This is a genomic window from Streptomyces kanamyceticus, from assembly GCF_008704495.1.
GTDB classification, from domain to species: domain Bacteria; phylum Actinomycetota; class Actinomycetes; order Streptomycetales; family Streptomycetaceae; genus Streptomyces; species Streptomyces kanamyceticus.
Map to the genome: position 1 here is coordinate 7459507 of NZ_CP023699.1, position 17671 is coordinate 7477177.

Consider the following 17671-nt stretch of genomic DNA (forward strand, 5'->3'; position numbering starts at 1 on the left):
CGACCAGATTCACATATGGCACCAAGGTGCGCATTTCGGAGAATTACCGTGCGTAATAAGGGCCGCCGGAGAGTGAACATCCGATGCGCCACGCCGAAGATCGAGTTCGGGCCGTTAACCTCTGCCGGGTCGGGCAGACTCGAAGGAAACCCGACGCGGACCCACACCCTGATTCGTTGCCCTTACGGGGTGTCTTCGTGGGCCTTCGAGGGAACGTCCAGGAACCTCCGGGCACTTTTCGGGAACTTCCATGAACACCAGGGAATCTCCAGGGAAAGAGGGTGGATCGCGTGGACCGCTGCATCGTCCTGGTGGACGCCGGGTATCTGCTGGGTGCCGCCGCGAGTCTCCTCGCGGGCGAGCCTTCCAGGTCCCGGATCACCGTCGATCACACCGCCCTGATCCAGGGCCTGCGCGAGCGCGCGGAATCCGACACCGAGCGCCCTCTGCTGCGTATCTACTGGTTCGACGGCGCACCCGACCGGGTGCCGCAGCCCGAGCACCGGCGGCTGCGCGTCATGCCCCGCGTGACGGTCAGGCTCGGCGCCCTGACCCGCAGCGACGGACGGTGGGCCCAGAAGGGTGTCGACGCCGCGATGCACGCCGAGCTGACCGAGCTCGCCCGCAACCGCGCCTGCTCCGACATCGTGCTCGTCACCGGCGACGGCGATCTGCTGCCCGGCATGATGGCCGCCAAGGAGCACGGCGTCGCCGTCCACCTGTGGGCCGTGCAGGCCGCCGACGGGGACTACAACCAGTCCGAGGACCTGGTCGCCGAGGCCGACGAGCGGCGGGTGCTCGACCGGAACTGGATCACCAAGGCCGTCCGCCCCAAGGAGCTCACCGGCAGCTGCGCGCCGCCGCCCGTGCCGCGCCCCGAGATCGCCGCGATCCTCTCCGCGCCGCTGCCGGAGTCCGCGCTCGCGGCCGCCGCCCAGCGCGCCGAGGAGGCCCCCGCCCGGCACCCGGAGACCTCGGCCAACGGCGACGGCGGCGAGCACCGGATGCCCGCGGGCAAGGGCGTGCCCACCCCCAAGGACCTCGCGGCGCTGCGCGGACCCGGCACCCAGCCCGCGCAGCACCCCGCCAACGCGACGCTGCGCTGGTCCTCCGACAAGGGCTGGGTCGAGCGGCCCGGCGGCGCGCCCGAGGGCCCCGAGATCGCCGCCCTGCCCACCCTCGCCCAGCTGACGACGGCCGAGCAGCGCTGGGCCGACCGCGAGGAGGACATCACTACCGTCGGCGGCGACCCGTACGAGGTGGGACAGGTGTTCGCCCGCCGCTGGATGGCCCGGCTCCCGGAACAGCACAACCTGCAGAAGCTGTCGACGATGTACCCCCGCATCCCGCACCGCGTCGACGGCGAGTTGCTGCGCTACGCGGCACGATTCGGCCTGCTCGCCCACAAGGACGACCAGATCGACGAGCACGACCGGTATGCGATCAGGGCGGGTTTCTGGCGGGAGATCGACGTGCGCACGGCCGCGGAGCACGCGCCCGCGGGGGACCGCGCCGGTGACTGATACGGGGCGCCGGGGGCGCCCCGGGCGTCGTTCGTGCCCGCGGACCCCGTAGGCTCGTCCTTCGTGAGTACGCGCCCGGCACCGGCAGTCCGACAGGGACTCCGTCAGGAATTCGGCATCGACGCCGTCTGCGCGGTGCGCGACCTGGTCAAGACCTACCCGGCCGCCCGCGCCAGGCGCGGCAGGCCCGCGACGCCCGAGGTCCGCGCCACCGACGGGATCGACCTGACGGTCCGGCGCGGCGAGATCTTCGGCCTGCTCGGGCCCAACGGCGCGGGCAAGTCCACCCTCGTACGCCAGCTGACAGGCCTGATGCGGCCCGACAGCGGCGCCGTCGACATCCTCGGCCACGACATCGTGCGCCATCCCGAGCGGGCCGCGCGGATCCTCGCCTATCTGGGGCAGGAGTCCACCGCGCTCGACGAGCTGACCGTGTCGCTCGCCGTCGAGACGACCGGGCGGCTGCGCGGACTCGACGTACGGCAGGCGCGCGGTGAGCGGGACGCGGTCCTTGAGGAGCTGGGGCTCACCGACCTCGCCACGCGCCCGCTGAAGAAGCTCTCCGGAGGACAGCGGCGGCTCGCCTGCTTCGCCACCGCGCTGGTGGGGGAGCGGCCGCTGCTCGTCCTCGACGAGCCGACCACCGGGATGGACCCCGTCGCACGGCGGGCCGTCTGGGCGGCGATCGACCGGCGCAGGGCCGAGCGGGGCACGACGGTGCTCCTCGTCACGCACAACGTCATCGAGGCCGAGACCGTCCTGGACCGGGTCGCCGTGCTCGACCAGGGCAAGGTCATCGCCTGCGACACTCCGGCCGGGCTCAAGGAACAGGTCGCCGACGAGGTCCGGGTGGAGCTCGTGTGGCGGGAGCGGGCGCCGCTGGACGTTCCCGAGGTGGCGGCGTTGCGCTCCTCCGCGGTGGAATCGGGGCGGCGGTGGTCGCTGCGGCTCGCGCCCGACGAGGCGAGGGCCGCGGTGGCAGCGGTCACCGGCGGGGCCGCGTTCGCCGCTCTGGACGACTTCACGTTGGCCACGCCCAGCCTGGAAGACGTCTATCTTGCGTTGGGCGGGAGTGGGCGGGGGCTGGTCAAGGCATGACACCGAGCAGTGTGCGTAGGAACAGTGACAGAAGGGTTGTCCGGTGAGTGCGGTTCCTCTGGAAGCCGCGGTGCGGGCCGACGTCAGCCGTGAGCGCGACGTCGACGGGCCCGCGCCCCTCGCGCCGGCCGCGCGGCTCTTTCCCGCGCTGTCCGCCGTCTACCGCGCCCAGCTGTCCCGGGCGCGGGTCGCGCGGATTCCGCTGCTCTTCGTGGCGACCTTCCAGTCCGTCGGGATCATGATCCTGATGCGCGGCGTCGTCGACGGGGGCGGGGAGGCGCGGGCGGTCGTCGCCGGTTCCTCCGTGCTCGTCGTCGCGTTCGTCGCGCTCAACCTGCTCGCGCAGTACTTCGGGCAGCTGCGGGCCGACGGCGGGCTCGACCACTACGCCACGCTGCCCGTGCCGCCCGCCGCCGTGGTGCTCGGCGCCGCGGCCGCGTACGCCTCCTTCACGGTGCCCGGCACGGTCGTCACGGCGATCGTCGGCTGCGGGCTCTTCGGGCTTCCGCTCACGCACCTGTGGGTGCTCATCGCGGTGATCCCGCTCGCCGGTGCCGCCCTCGCGGGGCTCGGCGCCGCGCTCGGGCTGCTCGCGCCACGGCCCGAACTCGCCACGCTGCTCGGTCAGATGGGCATGTCGGCGGCGCTGCTGCTCGGTGTGCTCCCGGCCGACCGGATGCCGACGGTGCTGCAGTTCGCGCGTGACCTGCTGCCCTCGACGTACGGCGTGGAAGCCTTCGCCCGCACGTTCGGACCCGATCCGGACTGGGCGGTCGTCGCCCTCGACCTGGCGGTCTGCGCGGGGGTCGGCGTCGCGTCGCTCGCCGTCGCCACCTGGGCGTACCGCCGGGCGGCCGTCCGGTGACGCGCCGCACAGGGAGTACTGGCACGATGTGTGGGTGACCGCACCGTTGACACCCTCCCAACCGCCGCACGACGAGCACGCGAACGACCCCTGGCAGGCACCCGCGCAGACGTCGGGAGCCGCGACTCCTTACGGATACGAGGAGGACGGGCCCGGCATGAAGACCGAAGTGCGGCAGGCCGCGGTGCTCGCGGTGGCGGTGGCCGTCAGCGGCCTCCTGGTCGGACTCCTGTGGATGTGGCTCACGCCGCGCGTGCCGCTCATCTCGGACGGCAAGGCGGTGTACCTCAAGGACACCGAGGGCGAGCAGGCGATCGCGATCGACGGAACGTTCACCCTGCTCGCGCTGGCCTTCGGCGTGGTCTGCGGAGTGGTCGCCTTCCTGTGGCGCAAGCGCGGGGGGCTCCCGCTGGTCGTCGGGCTCGCGCTCGGCAGCCTCGGCGCGGCGCTGATCGCCTGGCGGGTCGGCATCCTGTTCGGTCCCGAGACGGACGTCGTCGCGCACGCCAAGGCGGTCGGCAAGGGCGTCGTCTTCGACGCGCCGCTCGAACTCAAGGCCAAGGGCGTGCTGCTCGCCTGGCCGGTGGCGGCGCTCGTCGTGCACCTCGGTCTCACCGGGCTGTTCGGGCCCAGGGACCCGGAGCCGTATCCGGCGCCCTACGCGGGACACGCGCCCTACGAAGGGCCCCGGAGCGACGGCCATCCCGAAGGAATGGGTTCCTAGGCGGACCATCAGGCCTGAGGCCTGAGGCCTGAGGCCTGAGGTCTCAGGCGGGGCGCTTGCCGTGATTGGCCTTGCGCTTCTTCGCCCGCCACTTGCGCATGCGCGTCTTCTTCGACATGCCCTGGGTTCTTAGTCCCGCCCCGCGCGGGTGTCGAGGGCACTTTCACGTCGTACGGATACGAGGTGTGCCCACGGCTCAGGCCCGGCCCACCGGCGCGAGGACCGCGTCCGTGAGCGCCGCGAGGTCGGCCGGTGCCAGCTCGACCTCAAGGCCGCGGCGGCCCGCGGACACGCAGATCGTGGCGTGCGCCGACGCCGAGTCGTCCAGGACCGTACGGAGCCTCTTGCGCTGGCCGAGCGGGGAGATGCCGCCCCTGACGTAGCCCGTGGTGCGCTCGGCGGCCGCCGGGTCCGCCATGACGGCGCGCTTGCCGGAGACCGCGGCGGCCAGTGCCTTCAGGTCGAGGGTGCCCGCGACGGGCACGACGGCGACGGTCAGCTCCCCGTCCACCTCGGCGACCAGCGTCTTGAAGACCCGGTCGGGCGAGACGCCCATGGCCTCGGCGGCCTCGTCGCCGTACGAGGGGTGGGCGGGGTCGTGCTCGTAGGAGTGCACGGTGAAGGCGGTGCCCGCCGCGGTGAGCGCCACCGTCGCGGGCGTGCCGCCCGCGCCCGTCTGCTTCTTCTGCTTCTTCGCCATGATCGCTCGCGCCCTTACGTCGCTCGTGGCCCCCGGCGGCCGTGGCCGCACGTCAGTTGAGGCTCGTGGTGCCCCGCGTCAGTTCCGTCGCGGGCAACGACGGCAGATTACGGATGATCGCGGTCTCGGCGCGCAGCAATTTCAGCTCGTCCCGCAGCCGCGCCGCGGTGTCGTCCGACTCCAGGAGCCGCTGCTTGGTGGGGGTGTCCAGGACGGCGGCGGCGGCGACCAGGTACGACACCACGGACGGCTCGTCCGGCAGTTCGGCGCCCGTCGAGAGGGAGCGCTCGCGCGCCCCCGCGAGCCGCTTCTGGTAGGAGCGGAAGGCGCGCAGCACGCCCTCGGCGAGAGCTCCCGCGCCCTCGCCCGGCTCCTCGGGCACCTCTTCGACCTCGGCGGTGAGGAAGGCGCCCGAGGTGTCGACCGAGTGGATCCGGACCCGGGTCGTGCCGGTGGCGAGCACCTCGAAGCCGCCGTCGTCGCGTTCTCTGATGGTCGCCGCGTCGGCCACGCAGCCCATCGTGTGGAACGCCTTGAGGGGGTCGTCGCCGAAGCCCGCGGCGGGGCCGTGCTCGGGCAGCGCCGTCTGATCGGGGAGTCCTGGCGCGCTCGGCGCCACCTCCAGGCCGTCGCGGATCGCGACGACGGCGAACTGGCGCTGCTCCTCCTCGGGGGTCTTGAGCAGCTCGCGCATCATGGCGCGATATCGCTCCTCGAAGACGTTCAGCGGCAGTACGAGGCCGGGGAAGAGCACCGAGTTGAGCGGGAAGAGCGGAAGCCGGGTGGTCACGACCGGCAAGCCTAATGCTCACCGGGGCGCGCGCGGTCCCGCGGAGTGCGCAGCGGGGTCATCGACGCGACTTCTATGCGTACGCCGTCGCGCAGTTCCAGGAACTGGCCGAGCGGATCGTCGGCCATCCGGTCCCAGGGGAAGGACGTCGCGTACGGCCCGATCAGGCGCAGTTGTTCGAGGGCGTCTTCCCAGCGCTCCAGGCGCACCAGGACGTAGGTGAGGAGGTTGCGGACCTCGGCGGGCCAGGGGTCGCCGCTGTCGTACTCCCTGGACAGGCCGATCGCGAGGTCGGCCGCCGCGTCGAGGCGTTCGCGCGGCAGGTTGCCCGAGGGGCTGGTGAGGTAGGCGAAGGCGGCGCGGGCGGGGAGGACCTGTATCAACGAGCCGGGCAGCGCGTCCTGGGCGGCGCGCTCGGCGAAGTCGAAGCATTCGCGGTGCGAGCCGTACCAGGCGGCGGACAGGTACTGCAGGGCCGAGGCGTGGCAGCCGTAGTGGTACGAGGAGCGGCGCACCGCCTCCGCCCACAGCTGCTCGAAGACGGTGTGGGGGGCGTGGGTGCCGCGCGCGTGGTCGAGCGCGATCCGCCAGGGCACCGGGTCGCGCGGATCCGCGTCGGCGGCGGCGCTGAGCAGCGGGCCAGCGTCCCTGAGCAGCTCGACGCGGGCCGGTGACTCCCAGCCGCGCATCACGGCGAGCTCGGCCTTGACGAGCAGGGCGTCCGGGTCGTGCGGGGACGCGCCGAGCCAGTCGTCGAACCACTCGGAACGGGAGCGGGCGAAGGCGGCGAGCCGCGTCGTGTAGCGGTCGCGGTTCTCCCACTCGGCGGCCTCGCGGGAGGTGGCGAGGAGCTTGGCGGCGGGTCCGTAGTCGCCCCGGCCCGCGGCGACCAGTGCGGGGGCGAGGCGCTCGTCGGGGACGTCGAGGAGCACCTCGTCGTCCGGCGGCAGCCCGGCGGCGAGCCGCGGGGTGTGCCGGACCATGCGGGCGGTACGGATGAAGGCACGCAGCACCGTGCCCTCCTTTACGCCTCAACCGGCCCCGCTCGCGCGGACTCGCCGGTCACCGTCGTGGTTGCTCGATTGTTGGTTGCGCAGGGATGACGGTCCAGGGGTGGGGAAGGTTGCCTCCGGATGGATAACGGTTCGGCGGCGCAGCGCCCCGTAAGGGGCGCGAGGAACTGCGCGAGCAACCACGACGCTCCCGCAGCAGCGACCCGACCGGCAGGACCCCTAAGGGGCGCGGGGAACTGCGCGAGCAACCACGATGCTCCCGCAGCAGCGACCCGACCGGCAGGACCCCTAAGGGGCGCGGGGAACTGCGCGACAAGCCACGACGCTCCCGCAGATGGCGCACAGCCCCACGCCGGGGGGAGGGCACACCCACACCGCCCCAGCCAAGCGCAGCGCCTAGCTGCGGCGCAGCAACCGCGTCGCCCCCGCCGCCACCGTCGTGGCGAGGATCCAGCCCAGGAGGATCAGGACCGCGGCGAACCACTGCCAGCCGCCGCGCAGCTGCCAGTAGCTGTCCTGGCCGAGGTCGATGACGGGCAGGAGCAGGTCCAGGGTGAACAGGGCCGGGTTCCAGTTGGGGTGTTCGCCCGGTTTGATCGCGGGGTGGTCGGCGCGGGCGAAGGCCACCGCGCTGATCGCCCACAGCACGGCCATCCAGACCGCGGCCCGGCCGGGGCGGTAGCCGTACGCGACCGTCCAGTCCTGCGCGTACCCCCACAGCTTCGCCGCCAGCGGCAGCGTCTCGCGGCGCCTGCGCTGTTTGGCGAGGAGCACCTCGCGGGCGTCCGCGTCCTCGCCGCCGTTGCGCAGGACGGTCGCGAGCTTCTCGTACGGCTCGGGGTTGTACTCCGCGGTCGCGGCCGCCACCCAGCTCAGCCGCAGGGAGAGCGGGAAGCTGCCCTGCGGGACGAGGTTCTCGTAGGTGAAGCCGCCCATCTGCAGACAGCCGGGGCCCGGCCAGCTCGCCGACCGGTCGATCAGGGTGACGATCTTGGCGCCGGACAGCACCACCTTGCCGCGCTGCGGCGCCTCGCCGAGGAAGCGCAGCTCGGGCGTCTGGACGCGGCGCAGCGACAGCTCCTGGTCGCTCTGGAGCGTGAAGCGGGCCTGGGTGAGGTCCATGGCGTCACCGAACCTGCCGTCGTCCAGACGGATCCCGCCCTGGCACTCGAAGCGCTGCACGCGCGTGCCGCGCGCCGGGGTCGTGCCGCTGGTCAGGGACGGGTTGCCGAGGCCCGCCGGGGTCAGGTAGAGCGAGCGCTCCACGGTCAGCTGCGGGGCGTTCAGGGCGCGCTTGCCGTAGGGGTTGGTGAGCAGGCTGCCGCGCAGGCTCAGCGAGACGCCGATCTTCGCGCCGCGCAGGCTGAGCATGCCGTGCGACTCCATCATCTCGGCCTGGAGGTCCTGCCCGACGGAGAGGCCGTCGCCGAGGATCGAGTTGCCGCGCCGGTCGCGGTAGACGACGGCCTGGTTGAGCAGCAGGTCGGTGCCGATGTGGGCGTCGGTGAGGCGCATGCCGTTGTGGATCCGGCAGCGCGGCAGGTGCAGGTCGCCCTCGGTGTGCAGGCGGGCGGCCTCGAAGCGGGGGATCGCGCAGTCGACGAGCCGGAGCGTGGTGAAGCGCGCCTCCGGGACGACGATCTCCTTCTCGAAGCGGCAGTGCTTCATCTCGGTGTACGGGACGACCGTGCCGCCCGCGAGGTCGAGCGCGTCGGTGACCTGCACGCCCGCGAGTTTGAGGGAGGAGACGCGGCCCGCGAGCGCGGGCGGTCCGTCGAGCAGTAGCCAGCACACGATGCGCGCGCGCACGCTCCGCTCGGGCCCCCAGGGGTGGCCGCCGTGCGGATCGTCCACGGTCGCGTCGCCCGATCTGAGGTCGTAGACGCTGCCGTTGCGGAAGGCCTGCCACATGCCGATCTCCGCGGCGGTCAGTCCGTCCGGCGGGTCCCCGATGCCGGTGCCGTCGGCCACTGCTTCCGTCCTCCCCGTGCCACGTGCGTTTGTATTTCGTACACCTGTTCATGCCCGTTCCGTGACGGCCTGAACGCTAGTGGTGAACGCGCGGTTCCGAGGTTCATATCAGCCAGTGATACGGGCGTTCGGCGCCGAAAGAAGGTCTGAGAGAATTGGCCATGTGATCTCTCGAATCGATCTGCGCGGCGATGCCCTTACGGAGTTTCCGTCGGGGGCCGCCCTGCGCGCCCTGCTGCCCCGTGCCGACTTCGACGTCGCGGCCGCCCTGGAGAAGGTGCGGCCCATCTGCGAGGACGTGCATCATCGTGGCGACGCGGCGCTGATCGAGTACGCGGAGAAGTTCGACGGCGTCCGCCTTGAGCAGGTCCGCGTGCCCGCGGCCGCGCTCGCCGAGGCCCTGGCCGGTCTCGCCCCCGAGGTCCGCGCGGCCCTGGAGGAGTCCATCCGCCGCGCCCGCACCGTCCACCGCGCCCAGCGCCGCGCCCCGCACACCACCCAGGTCGTCCCGGGCGGCTCGGTCACCGAAAAGTGGGTACCCGTCGAGCGCGTCGGGCTGTACGCGCCCGGCGGCCGGTCGGTCTACCCCTCCTCGGTGATCATGAACGCGGTCCCCGCGCAGGAGGCGGGCGTCGAGTCGATGGCGCTCGCGTCCCCGCCGCAGGCCGACTTCGACGGCCTGCCGCACCCGACGATCCTCGCCGCCTGCGCGCTCCTCGGCATCGACGAGGTGTACGCGGTCGGCGGCGCCCAGGCCGTCGCGATGTTCGCCTACGGCACCGAGAGCTGCGCCGCCGCCAACATGGTCACGGGCCCCGGCAACATCTGGGTCGCGGCCGCCAAGCGCTACTTCACCGGCCGCATCGGCATCGACACCGAGGCGGGCCCGACCGAGATCGCTGTCCTCGCCGACGACACCGCCGACCCGGCGCACGTCGCGGCCGACCTGATCAGCCAGGCCGAGCACGACCCGCTCGCGGCCGCCGTCCTGGTCACCGACTCCGTGGCGCTCGCCGACGCGGTCGACAAGGAGCTGGCGCCGCAGATCGCGGCCACCAAGCACGTCGAGGACCGGATCGTGCCCGCGCTGAGCGGCCGCCAGTCCGCGATCGTCCTGGTCGACGGCCTGGAGGAGGGCCTCAGGGTCGTCGACGCGTACGGCGCCGAGCACCTGGAGATCCAGACCGCGGACGCCACCGCCGTCGCGGACCGCGTCAAGAACGCGGGCGCGATCTTCGTGGGGCCCTGGGCGCCGGTCTCCCTCGGCGACTACTGCGCGGGCTCCAACCACGTCCTGCCGACCGGCGGCTGCGCCTGCCACTCCTCGGGCCTCTCCGTGCAGTCGTTCCTGCGCGGCATCCACATCGTCGACTACTCCCGCGAGGCCCTCGCCGACGTCGCGCACCACGTGGTGACGCTCGCCGAGGCCGAGGACCTGCCCGCCCACGGCGCGGCGGTCAAGGCCAGGTTCGGGTGGAAGGTGCCGGAGGGCAAGTGACGAACATCGACGACCTTCCCGTACGCGACGAACTGCGCGGCAAGTCCCCCTACGGCGCCCCCCAGCTCGACGTACCCGTACGCCTGAACACCAACGAGAACCCCTACCCGCTGCCCGACGCGCTCGTCGAGCGCATCGCGGAGCGGGTGCGCGAGGCCGCCCGCGACCTCAACCGCTACCCCGACAGGGACGCGGTGGAGCTGCGCACCGAGCTCGCCCGCTATCTCACCCGCACCGCGGGCCACCGGGTCGCCCTCGGCAACGTCTGGGCGGCCAACGGCTCGAACGAAGTCATCCAGCAGCTCCTGCAGACCTTCGGCGGCCCCGGGCGGACGGCCATCGGCTTCGAGCCCTCGTACTCGATGCACGGCTTGATCGCCCGCGGCACCGGCACCGGCTGGATCTCGGGGCCGCGCCACGACGACTTCACGATCGACGTGGCCGCCGCCACCGAGGCCATCGCCGCGAACCGGCCCGACGTCGTCTTCATCACCACACCCAACAACCCCACGGGCAACGCGGTGAGCGCCGAGACCGTCCTCGCCCTCTACGAAGCGGCGCAGGCCGCCAAGGCTGCGACTGCCGGGGCGATCGTCGTGGTCGACGAGGCGTACGTCGAGTTCAGCCACGGCGACTCGCTGCTCCCGCTGATCGAGGGGCGGCCGAACCTCGTCGTCTCGCGCACCATGTCGAAGGCGTTCGGCGCGGCGGGCCTGCGCCTCGGCTACCTCGCCGCCGACCCCGCGGTCGTCGACGCGGTACAGCTGGTCCGGCTGCCCTACCACCTCTCGGCCGTCACGCAGGCCACCGCGCTCGCCGCCCTGGAGCACACCGACACCCTCCTCGGCTACGTCGAGCAGCTCAAGGCCGAGCGCGACCGCCTGGTCACCGAGCTGCGCGCGACGGGCTACGAAGTGACCGACTCCGACGCCAACTTCGTGCAGTTCGGGCGGTTCGCCGACGCCCACGCCGTGTGGCGGCAGATCCTCGACCGGGGCGTCCTGGTCAGGGACAACGGAGTGCCCGGGTGGCTGCGGGTCTCCGCGGGAACCCCCGCCGAAAACGACGCGTTCCTCGATGCGGTACGCGAACTCAAGAAGGAGCAGAGCGCATGAGCCGCGTTGGACGGGTGGAGAGAACCACCAAGGAGACCTCCGTCGTCGTCGAGATCGACCTCGACGGCACCGGAAAGGTCGACGTGTCGACCGGGGTCGGTTTCTACGACCACATGCTCGACCAGCTCGGCCGCCACGGCCTCTTCGACCTCACGGTCAAGACCGAGGGCGACCTGCACATCGACTCGCACCACACCATCGAGGACACCGCGCTCGCCCTCGGCGCCGCCTTCAAGCAGGCGCTCGGCGACAAGGTGGGCATCTACCGCTTCGGCAACTGCACGGTCCCGCTCGACGAGTCCCTCGCCCAGGTGACCGTCGACCTCAGCGGCCGTCCGTACCTGGTGCACACCGAGCCCGAGAACATGGCGCCGATGATCGGCGAGTACGACACCACGATGACCCGGCACATCCTGGAGTCCTTCGTCGCGCAGGCGCAGATCGCCCTGCACGTGCACGTGCCGTACGGACGCAACGCCCACCACATCGTGGAGTGCCAGTTCAAGGCCCTGGCCCGCGCCCTGCGCTACGCCGCGGAGCACGACCCGCGCGCCGCCGGGATCCTCCCCTCCACGAAGGGCGCGCTGTAAACCCATGACCGGTCTGAACACCATCCTCATCGTCGTCGGCCTCTTCCTGATCGGCGGCATCATCTCCTTCGTCAAGCAGGGGATGCCCAAGAGCCTCATCACGCTGCTCTCCATCGGCGCCGTGATGTGTCTGGCCGCGGGCATCCTGCGGCTCGACTACTGGAACTGACGGGAGGCGTACGCGAGATGAGCACTCCCAAGAAGGTCGTCGTCTTCGACTACGGCTTCGGCAACGTCCGCTCCGCCGAGCGCGCCCTCGCGCGCGCGGGCGCCGACGTCGAGATCACCCGCGACTACGACAAGGCCATGAACGCCGACGGCCTGCTCGTGCCCGGCGTCGGCGCGTTCGCCGCCTGCATGCAGGGGCTGAAGGAGGTGCGCGGCGACTGGATCGTCGGGCGCCGTCTGTCCGGCGGCCGTCCCGTGATGGGCATCTGCGTGGGCATGCAGATCCTCTTCGCGCGCGGCATCGAGCACGGCGTTCAGACCGAGGGCCTGGACGAGTGGCCCGGCACGGTCGAGCCGCTGCGGGCCGACATCGTGCCGCACATGGGCTGGAACACGGTGCGGGCATCGGCCGGGTCCCCGCTCTTCAAGGGCCTGGACGACGACGCGCGCTTCTACTTCGTGCACTCCTACGCCGTGCACAAGTGGTCCCTCGAAGTCGTGAACCCGGTGATGCGCGCCCCGTACGTGCACTGGTCCACGCACGGCGAGCCCTTCGTGGCGGCCGTCGAGAACGGCGCCCTGAGCGCCACCCAGTTCCACCCCGAGAAGTCCGGCGACGCCGGCGCCCAGCTCCTCACCAACTGGATCGGAACCCTGTGAGCACCCTCGAACTCCTTCCCGCCGTCGACGTCCGCGACGGCCAGGCCGTACGCCTCGTCCACGGCGAGTCCGGCTCGGAGACGTCCTACGGCTCCCCGCTGGAGGCCGCCCTCGCCTGGCAGCGGTCGGGCGCCGAGTGGCTGCACCTGGTCGACCTGGACGCCGCGTTCGGCACCGGCGACAACCGCGCCCTGATCGCCGAGGTCGCGGGCGCCATGGACATCAAGGTCGAGCTGTCCGGCGGCATCCGCGACGACGACACGCTCGCCGCCGCCCTCGCCACCGGCTGCACCCGCGTGAACCTGGGCACGGCCGCCCTGGAGACCCCGGACTGGGTCGCCAAGGTCATCGCCGAGTACGGCGACAAGATCGCGGTCGGCCTCGACGTACGCGGCACGACGCTGCGCGGCCGCGGCTGGACCCGCGACGGCGGCGACCTCTACGAGACCCTGGAGCGCCTCGACTCCGAGGGCTGCGCGCGCTACGTGGTCACCGACATCGCCAAGGACGGCACGCTGCAGGGCCCCAACCTGGAACTCCTGCGCAACGTCTGCGCGGCGACGGACCGCCCCGTGGTGGCGTCGGGCGGCGTCTCCTCCCTGGACGACCTGCGCGCCATCGCCGAGCTCGTCCCGCAGGGCGTCGAGGGTGCGATCGTCGGCAAGGCGCTGTACGCGAAGGCGTTCACCCTCGAAGAGGCGCTCGCCGCGGTGGCGTCGTCATGAGCGACGTCGTACGCCGGGTGAACTCGGGCGGCCCGTGGGAGGACGCCTTCGGCTACTCCCGCGCCGTCGAACTGCCGGGCGGCCTCGTCCTGGTGTCCGGCTGCACCTCCGTGGTGAACGGCTCCATAGACGCGGGCACGCCCTACGAGCAGACGGTCAACGCCTTCCAGGTCGCCTTCGACGCCCTGAAGAAGCTGGGCCTCGGCCGCGAGCACGTGGTGCGCACCCGCATGTACCTCACGCACGCGCGCGACGTCGACGACGTGGGCCGCGCCCACAAGGAGCTCTTCGACGACGTGCGCCCCGCCGCCTCGATGCTCATCGTCTCCGGCTTCGTCGACCCCAGCCTGGTCGTCGAGGTCGAGGTGGAGGCGTACCGGCCTTCGGGAGGCACGGCATGACCCTCGCCGTACGCGTCATCCCCTGCCTCGACGTGGACAACGGCCGCGTCGTGAAGGGCGTCAACTTCCAGAACCTGCGGGATGCGGGCGACCCCGTCGAGATGGCCAAGGTGTACGACGCCGAGGGCGCCGACGAGCTCACCTTCCTGGACATCACGGCCTCCTCCGGCAACCGCGAGACGACGTACGACGTGGTCCGCCGCACCGCCGAGCAGGTCTTCATCCCGCTCACGGTCGGCGGCGGCGTGCGCACCGCGGAGGACGTCGACAAGCTGCTCCGCGCGGGCGCCGACAAGGTGGGCGTGAACACGGCCGCCATCGCGCGCCCCGAGCTGATCCGCGAGATCGCGGAGCGGTTCGGGCGCCAGGTGCTCGTGCTCTCGGTGGACGCGAGGCGGACTCCGTCCGGGGGCTTCGAGGTCACCACCCACGGCGGCCGGAAGTCCGCCGGAATCGACGCCGTCGAATGGGCGCACCGCGCCGCCGAGCTCGGCGCGGGCGAGATCCTGCTCAACTCGATGGACGCGGACGGCACCAAGGACGGCTACGACATCGAGATGATCTCGGCGGTCCGCAAGCACGTCACGGTGCCGGTGATCGCCTCGGGCGGCGCGGGCCGCCTGGAGCACTTTCCGCCTGCCGTCGCGGCGGGCGCGGACGCGGTGCTCGCCGCGTCGGTCTTCCACTTCGGGGATCTGCGGATCGGTGAGGTGAAGGAGGCCCTTCGGGGGGCGGGGCATCCCGTTCGCTGAGGCCCTCGGGTCCACGGCCCCGGTCACCGTTGGGTGATCGGGGCCGTTTTCCGTCCAGGTAGGAAGCGAAAGTTGCGCAATTTATATTGCGCAACATTTCCTTCCTATCTACGGTGAGCACATGGACGACAAGCAGCCCCGGCCCGCCGAGACCCGCCGGATCACCGACGTCGGGACGCTGAAGGCCCTCGGTCACCCCCTGCGCCTGAAGCTCTACGGCAGGCTGCGGGCGGCGGGCACCGCGACCGCGTCGCAGCTCGCCGCGCAGGTCGACGAGGCCGTATCCCTGGTCAGCTACCACCTGCGCAAGCTCGCTGAGCACGGCCTCATCGAGGAGGCCGACGCGCAAAGCGGCGACGCGCGGGAGCGCTGGTGGCGTGCCGCGCAGGACAACCTGAGCTTCCGCCACGAGGACTTCAAGGACACTCCCGAGGGCGTCGCCGCGCACTCCGCGATCATCCGTCGGCTCATCGCGCACCGCCACGAGCAGTACGAGACCTACCTGGACCAGCAGACGGCGTGGGGTGAGCGGTGGCGCGAGGCGGCCGACCAGTCGGACTTCCTCGCCCGCCTCAACCCCGCCGAGCTCACCTCGCTCAACGCCGAGATCCACGCCCTGGTCAGGACGTACGAGGAGCGGGGCAAGGCCGCCGAGGCGGCCGGTGACACCGCAGGGCGCGAGAACGTCGCCGTACACCTGGCCAGCTTCCCGTTCCGGCTCTGAGAGGGCGTCCACCATGACCGCCACCGGCATATCCCTGGCCCCCGCCACCGCCGAACGCCCCGCCCACCGCGACCCCAACGTCCTGCGCTGGCTGAGCGCCTACACCGCATCGATGATCGGCGACAGCGTCTACTTCGTGGCGCTGTCCTGGGCCGCGGCCCGCAGCGGTGGCGCGGCGCAGACCGGGCTCGTGCTCGCCGTCGGCTCGGTGCCGCGCGCGGTGCTCATGCTCGGCGGGGGCGTCATCGCCGACCGCTTCGGGCCGCGCCGCGTGGTCATCGGCAGCGACGCCGTGCGCTGCGCGGTGATCCTCTCGGTCGCCGCGCTGCTGCTGGTGACCACCCCCGGGATCTGGCTGCTCGCCGTCGTCGCCCTCGTCTTCGGGGCCGTGGACGCGCTCTTCCTGCCGAGTGTCGGCGCCCTGCCGCCGCGCATCACCGCTCCGGGGCAGCTCAGCCGGGTGCAGGGGATGCGCGGGCTCGCCCAGCGCGTGGCCACCGTGTGCTCGGCGCCGCTCGGCGGCCTCGCGGTCGCGGTGGGCGGGCCCGCGGCGGGGTTCGGGGTGGCCGGGGTACTGTTCGCCGTGTCCCTGCCGCTGCTCATGGCCGTACGGCTGCGGGAGCCCGCCGCCGACGAACGGGCGGGCCGCGCGGACACCGCGCGGCGCCAACTGGCCGACGGGCTGCGGTACGTGCGCGGCCACCGCGTCCTCGCCCCGCTGGTGGTCACGATCGCGGTGAGCGAGATGGGCTTCGCCGGACCCGTCAACGTGGGCCTCGTGCTGCTCGCCGACGAGCGCGGCTGGGGCGCGGCCGGGATGGGGTGGATCCTCGCGGGCTTCGGCGTGGGCGCGGGGGCCGCGTCGCTGCTGCTCACCGTGCGGCGCCGGGTGCCGCGTGCGGGGCTCGTGATGTCGTGGTCGGTGCTGCCGGGGGCGGCCGCGCTCGGCGCGTTCGCGTTCGCGCCGTCCGTGGCGGCCGGAGTGGTGGCCGCGTTCTTCGTGGGGCTGTGCCTCGGCCTCGGCGGCGCCCTGGCCGGGGCGCTCCTGCAGACGGCCACCGACCCCGCCTACCTGGGCCGCGTCACCTCGGTGAGCAGCCTCTTCACCATGGGCATACCGCCGCTCAGCTACCCCCTCACGGGGATCGCGATCGGCGCCTGGGGCGCGGGCCCCGTATTCGTCACGGGAGCGGCGGTCACCGTGGCGGGCGGGGTGTACGGACTCTGCTCCCGCGCCCTGCGCCGCGCCGAACTCCCGCGCTGACCCGGCGCGTTCAGCCGATCGGCTGGGACAGCATCACCAGATTGCCGACCGTGTCGTCGAGCACCGCGGTGAGCAACGGGCCCTGTTCCGTCGGCGGCTGGGGGAACGTCACGCCGAGCGCGCCGAGCCGTTCGTGCTCGGCGCGCACGTCGTCCACGGAGAAGACGATGCACGGCAGGTCCGCCGCGCGCAGGGCCGCGCGGTACGGCTCGGCGATCGGCCCCTGGCCCGGTTCGAGGAGCACCTCGAGGTCCGCCTGGGCACCGGCCGCGCCCACCGTGACGAACAGGTTGCCGTCCTCCATGTCGATGTGCGTGCGGGTCTCGAAGCCCAGCACGTCCGTGTAGAAGGCCTGGGCCTTCGCGACGTCGTCGACGTACACACTCACCATGGCTACTTTGATCATGGAAGGAATCCTAGAGTCCGAGCCGCTTGGACTCGTGGAGCGTGGCGATCGCGTCCTTGTCGCCGTCCAGGGCGACATCGGCGACCTCCTGCCTGCCGTACACGAACATCAGCAGCTCGGAGGGCTCGCCGGTCACCGTCACCACCGGCGTCCCCCGGTGCGCCACCACCGTCCGGCCGTCCGGACGGCGCAGCACCAGGCCGGTGGGCGCCTTGCGGCCCACCAGGCGCGCGGTGCGCTCCAGACGGGACCACAGGGCGTCGGCGAACACCGGGTCGAGTTCGCGCGGCGTCCAGTCGGGCGCGGCCCTGCGCACGTCCTCGGTGTGCACGTAGAACTCGACGGCGTTCGACGCCTCGTCGACCTGCTTGAGCGAGAACGGCGAGAAGCGCGGCGGGCCCGTCCTGATCAGCTGGATCAGTTCCTCGTACGGCTTCGCGGCGAACTCGGCCTGCACCCGCTCCAGACGCGCGGCCAGCTGCTTGATCACGAGCCCGCCCGCGGCGTCCGCGCGGCGCTCGCGCACCACCACGTGGGCCGCGAGGTCCCGGGTCTGCCAGCCCTCGCACAGGGTGGGGGCCGCCGGGCCCTGCGCCTCCAACAGGTCGGCGAGGAGAAGTCGTTCACGCTTGGCATGGGTCGACATGCCAGCCAGCCTACGACCACCCACCCGGTCCGGACAGT

20 protein-coding genes are annotated in these 17671 nt (G+C 72.3%); 14 read left to right on the top strand and 6 right to left on the bottom strand.

The features are described 5' to 3' along the window. The first annotated feature begins 290 nt into the window (after positions 1-290). The 4 genes from CP970_RS32270 to CP970_RS32285 all read left to right on the top strand — a co-directional run bounded on the left by CP970_RS32270 (position 291) and on the right by CP970_RS32285 (position 4210). On the top strand, positions 291-1523 hold the full coding sequence (locus tag CP970_RS32270) for an NYN domain-containing protein (RefSeq protein ID WP_055550310.1): 1233 nt from the start codon (positions 291-293) through the stop codon (positions 1521-1523). Positions 1524-1640: 117 nt separating this feature from the next. Next, positions 1641-2621 carry an ABC transporter ATP-binding protein gene (locus CP970_RS32275; protein ID WP_055550374.1) on the top strand — a complete coding sequence of 327 codons (981 nt, stop codon included), beginning with the start codon at positions 1641-1643 and terminating at the stop codon, positions 2619-2621. Positions 2622-2664: 43 nt separating this feature from the next. Next, positions 2665-3486 (top strand): ABC transporter permease, encoded by an 822-nt coding sequence (locus CP970_RS32280; RefSeq protein ID WP_055550312.1) that lies wholly within the window; start codon positions 2665-2667, stop codon positions 3484-3486. A 34-nt stretch (positions 3487-3520) separates the two neighbouring features. Continuing rightward, positions 3521-4210 (top strand): DUF2567 domain-containing protein, encoded by a 690-nt coding sequence (locus CP970_RS32285; RefSeq protein WP_063806145.1) that lies wholly within the window; start codon positions 3521-3523, stop codon positions 4208-4210. Positions 4211-4406: 196 nt separating this feature from the next. Here CP970_RS32285 and ybaK read toward each other — a convergent pair whose 3' ends face one another. From ybaK to CP970_RS32305, 4 genes are all read right to left on the bottom strand, one after another. After that, on the bottom strand, positions 4407-4910 hold the full coding sequence (gene ybaK / locus CP970_RS32290) for a Cys-tRNA(Pro) deacylase (protein WP_055550316.1): 504 nt from the start codon (positions 4908-4910) through the stop codon (positions 4407-4409). Between the two features lie 52 nt (positions 4911-4962). Further along, on the bottom strand, positions 4963-5709 hold the full coding sequence (locus CP970_RS32295) for an LON peptidase substrate-binding domain-containing protein (protein ID WP_055550318.1): 747 nt from the start codon (positions 5707-5709) through the stop codon (positions 4963-4965). Positions 5710-5711: 2 nt separating this feature from the next. Continuing rightward, entirely contained in the window at positions 5712-6683 is a 972-nt protein-coding gene (locus CP970_RS32300) for a hypothetical protein (RefSeq protein WP_055550376.1), read from the bottom strand. Between the two features lie 426 nt (positions 6684-7109). Further along, positions 7110-8684: a hypothetical protein gene (locus CP970_RS32305; protein WP_055550320.1), complete on the bottom strand. Its 1575-nt coding sequence runs from the start codon at positions 8682-8684 to the stop codon at positions 7110-7112. Positions 8685-8847: 163 nt separating this feature from the next. Here CP970_RS32305 and hisD point away from each other — a divergent pair, with 163 nt between their 5' ends. From hisD to CP970_RS32350, 10 genes are all read left to right on the top strand, one after another. Next, the gene (gene hisD, locus CP970_RS32310) at positions 8848-10182 is read left to right on the top strand and encodes a histidinol dehydrogenase (RefSeq protein ID WP_055550322.1); all 1335 of its coding nucleotides are present in this window, start codon (positions 8848-8850) and stop codon (positions 10180-10182) included. Next, the gene (locus CP970_RS32315; RefSeq protein ID WP_055550324.1) at positions 10179-11297 is read left to right on the top strand and encodes a histidinol-phosphate transaminase; all 1119 of its coding nucleotides are present in this window, start codon (positions 10179-10181) and stop codon (positions 11295-11297) included. Before hisD ends, CP970_RS32315 begins: the two co-directional genes overlap by 4 nt. Beyond that, positions 11294-11887: an imidazoleglycerol-phosphate dehydratase HisB gene (gene hisB, locus CP970_RS32320; RefSeq protein WP_055550326.1), complete on the top strand. Its 594-nt coding sequence runs from the start codon at positions 11294-11296 to the stop codon at positions 11885-11887. The genes CP970_RS32315 and hisB overlap by 4 nt, the downstream gene beginning before the upstream one ends. A 4-nt stretch (positions 11888-11891) precedes the next feature. Further along, a complete protein-coding gene (locus tag CP970_RS44405; RefSeq protein WP_055550328.1) occupies positions 11892-12056 on the top strand; it encodes a hypothetical protein in 165 nt (54 codons plus the stop codon). Positions 12057-12073: 17 nt separating this feature from the next. After that, the gene (hisH, locus tag CP970_RS32325) at positions 12074-12715 is read left to right on the top strand and encodes an imidazole glycerol phosphate synthase subunit HisH (RefSeq protein WP_055550330.1); all 642 of its coding nucleotides are present in this window, start codon (positions 12074-12076) and stop codon (positions 12713-12715) included. Continuing rightward, positions 12712-13440 (top strand): bifunctional 1-(5-phosphoribosyl)-5-((5-phosphoribosylamino)methylideneamino)imidazole-4-carboxamide isomerase/phosphoribosylanthranilate isomerase PriA, encoded by a 729-nt coding sequence (gene priA, locus CP970_RS32330; protein WP_055550333.1) that lies wholly within the window; start codon positions 12712-12714, stop codon positions 13438-13440. Before hisH ends, priA begins: the two co-directional genes overlap by 4 nt. Then, positions 13437-13841, top strand: coding sequence for a RidA family protein (locus CP970_RS32335; RefSeq protein ID WP_055550335.1), 405 nt, complete (start codon positions 13437-13439; stop codon positions 13839-13841). The genes priA and CP970_RS32335 overlap by 4 nt, the downstream gene beginning before the upstream one ends. Then, complete coding sequence (hisF, locus tag CP970_RS32340; protein WP_055550336.1) at positions 13838-14593, top strand: imidazole glycerol phosphate synthase subunit HisF; 756 nt, start codon at positions 13838-13840, stop codon at positions 14591-14593. The genes CP970_RS32335 and hisF overlap by 4 nt, the downstream gene beginning before the upstream one ends. Positions 14594-14714: 121 nt before the next feature. Then, positions 14715-15317, top strand: coding sequence for a winged helix-turn-helix domain-containing protein (locus CP970_RS32345; RefSeq protein WP_055550339.1), 603 nt, complete (start codon positions 14715-14717; stop codon positions 15315-15317). A 13-nt stretch (positions 15318-15330) separates the two neighbouring features. Next, positions 15331-16581, top strand: a complete 1251-nt coding sequence (locus CP970_RS32350) for an MFS transporter (protein WP_055550341.1) — start codon at positions 15331-15333, stop codon at positions 16579-16581. Positions 16582-16591: 10 nt separating this feature from the next. On the opposite strand, the gene CP970_RS32355 is transcribed toward CP970_RS32350, so the two are convergent. Next, the gene (locus CP970_RS32355) at positions 16592-16987 is read right to left on the bottom strand and encodes a glyoxalase/bleomycin resistance/extradiol dioxygenase family protein (RefSeq protein ID WP_055550343.1); all 396 of its coding nucleotides are present in this window, start codon (positions 16985-16987) and stop codon (positions 16592-16594) included. Between the two features lie 10 nt (positions 16988-16997). Beyond that, positions 16998-17633 carry a TIGR03085 family metal-binding protein gene (locus CP970_RS32360; RefSeq protein ID WP_055550345.1) on the bottom strand — a complete coding sequence of 212 codons (636 nt, stop codon included), beginning with the start codon at positions 17631-17633 and terminating at the stop codon, positions 16998-17000. Positions 17634-17671 lie beyond the last annotated feature (38 nt).

Excerpts from the sequence above, each read along its gene's own strand:
- CP970_RS32350 (WP_055550341.1), top strand. The coding sequence starts at position 15,331 with ATGACCGCCACCGGCATATCCCTGGCCCCCGCCACCGCCGAACGCCCC.
- hisB (WP_055550326.1), top strand. The coding sequence starts at position 11,294 with ATGAGCCGCGTTGGACGGGTGGAGAGAACCACCAAGGAGACCTCCGTC.
- hisH (WP_055550330.1), top strand. The coding sequence starts at position 12,074 with ATGAGCACTCCCAAGAAGGTCGTCGTCTTCGACTACGGCTTCGGCAAC.
- CP970_RS32355 (WP_055550343.1), bottom strand. The coding sequence starts at position 16,987 with ATGATCAAAGTAGCCATGGTGAGTGTGTACGTCGACGACGTCGCGAAG.
- CP970_RS32345 (WP_055550339.1), top strand. The coding sequence starts at position 14,715 with ATGGACGACAAGCAGCCCCGGCCCGCCGAGACCCGCCGGATCACCGAC.
- hisF (WP_055550336.1), top strand. The coding sequence starts at position 13,838 with ATGACCCTCGCCGTACGCGTCATCCCCTGCCTCGACGTGGACAACGGC.
- ybaK (WP_055550316.1), bottom strand. The coding sequence starts at position 4,910 with ATGGCGAAGAAGCAGAAGAAGCAGACGGGCGCGGGCGGCACGCCCGCG.
- CP970_RS32360 (WP_055550345.1), bottom strand. The coding sequence starts at position 17,633 with ATGTCGACCCATGCCAAGCGTGAACGACTTCTCCTCGCCGACCTGTTG.
- CP970_RS32335 (WP_055550335.1), top strand. The coding sequence starts at position 13,437 with ATGAGCGACGTCGTACGCCGGGTGAACTCGGGCGGCCCGTGGGAGGAC.
- CP970_RS44405 (WP_055550328.1), top strand. The coding sequence starts at position 11,892 with ATGACCGGTCTGAACACCATCCTCATCGTCGTCGGCCTCTTCCTGATC.
- CP970_RS32300 (WP_055550376.1), bottom strand. The coding sequence starts at position 6,683 with ATGGTCCGGCACACCCCGCGGCTCGCCGCCGGGCTGCCGCCGGACGAC.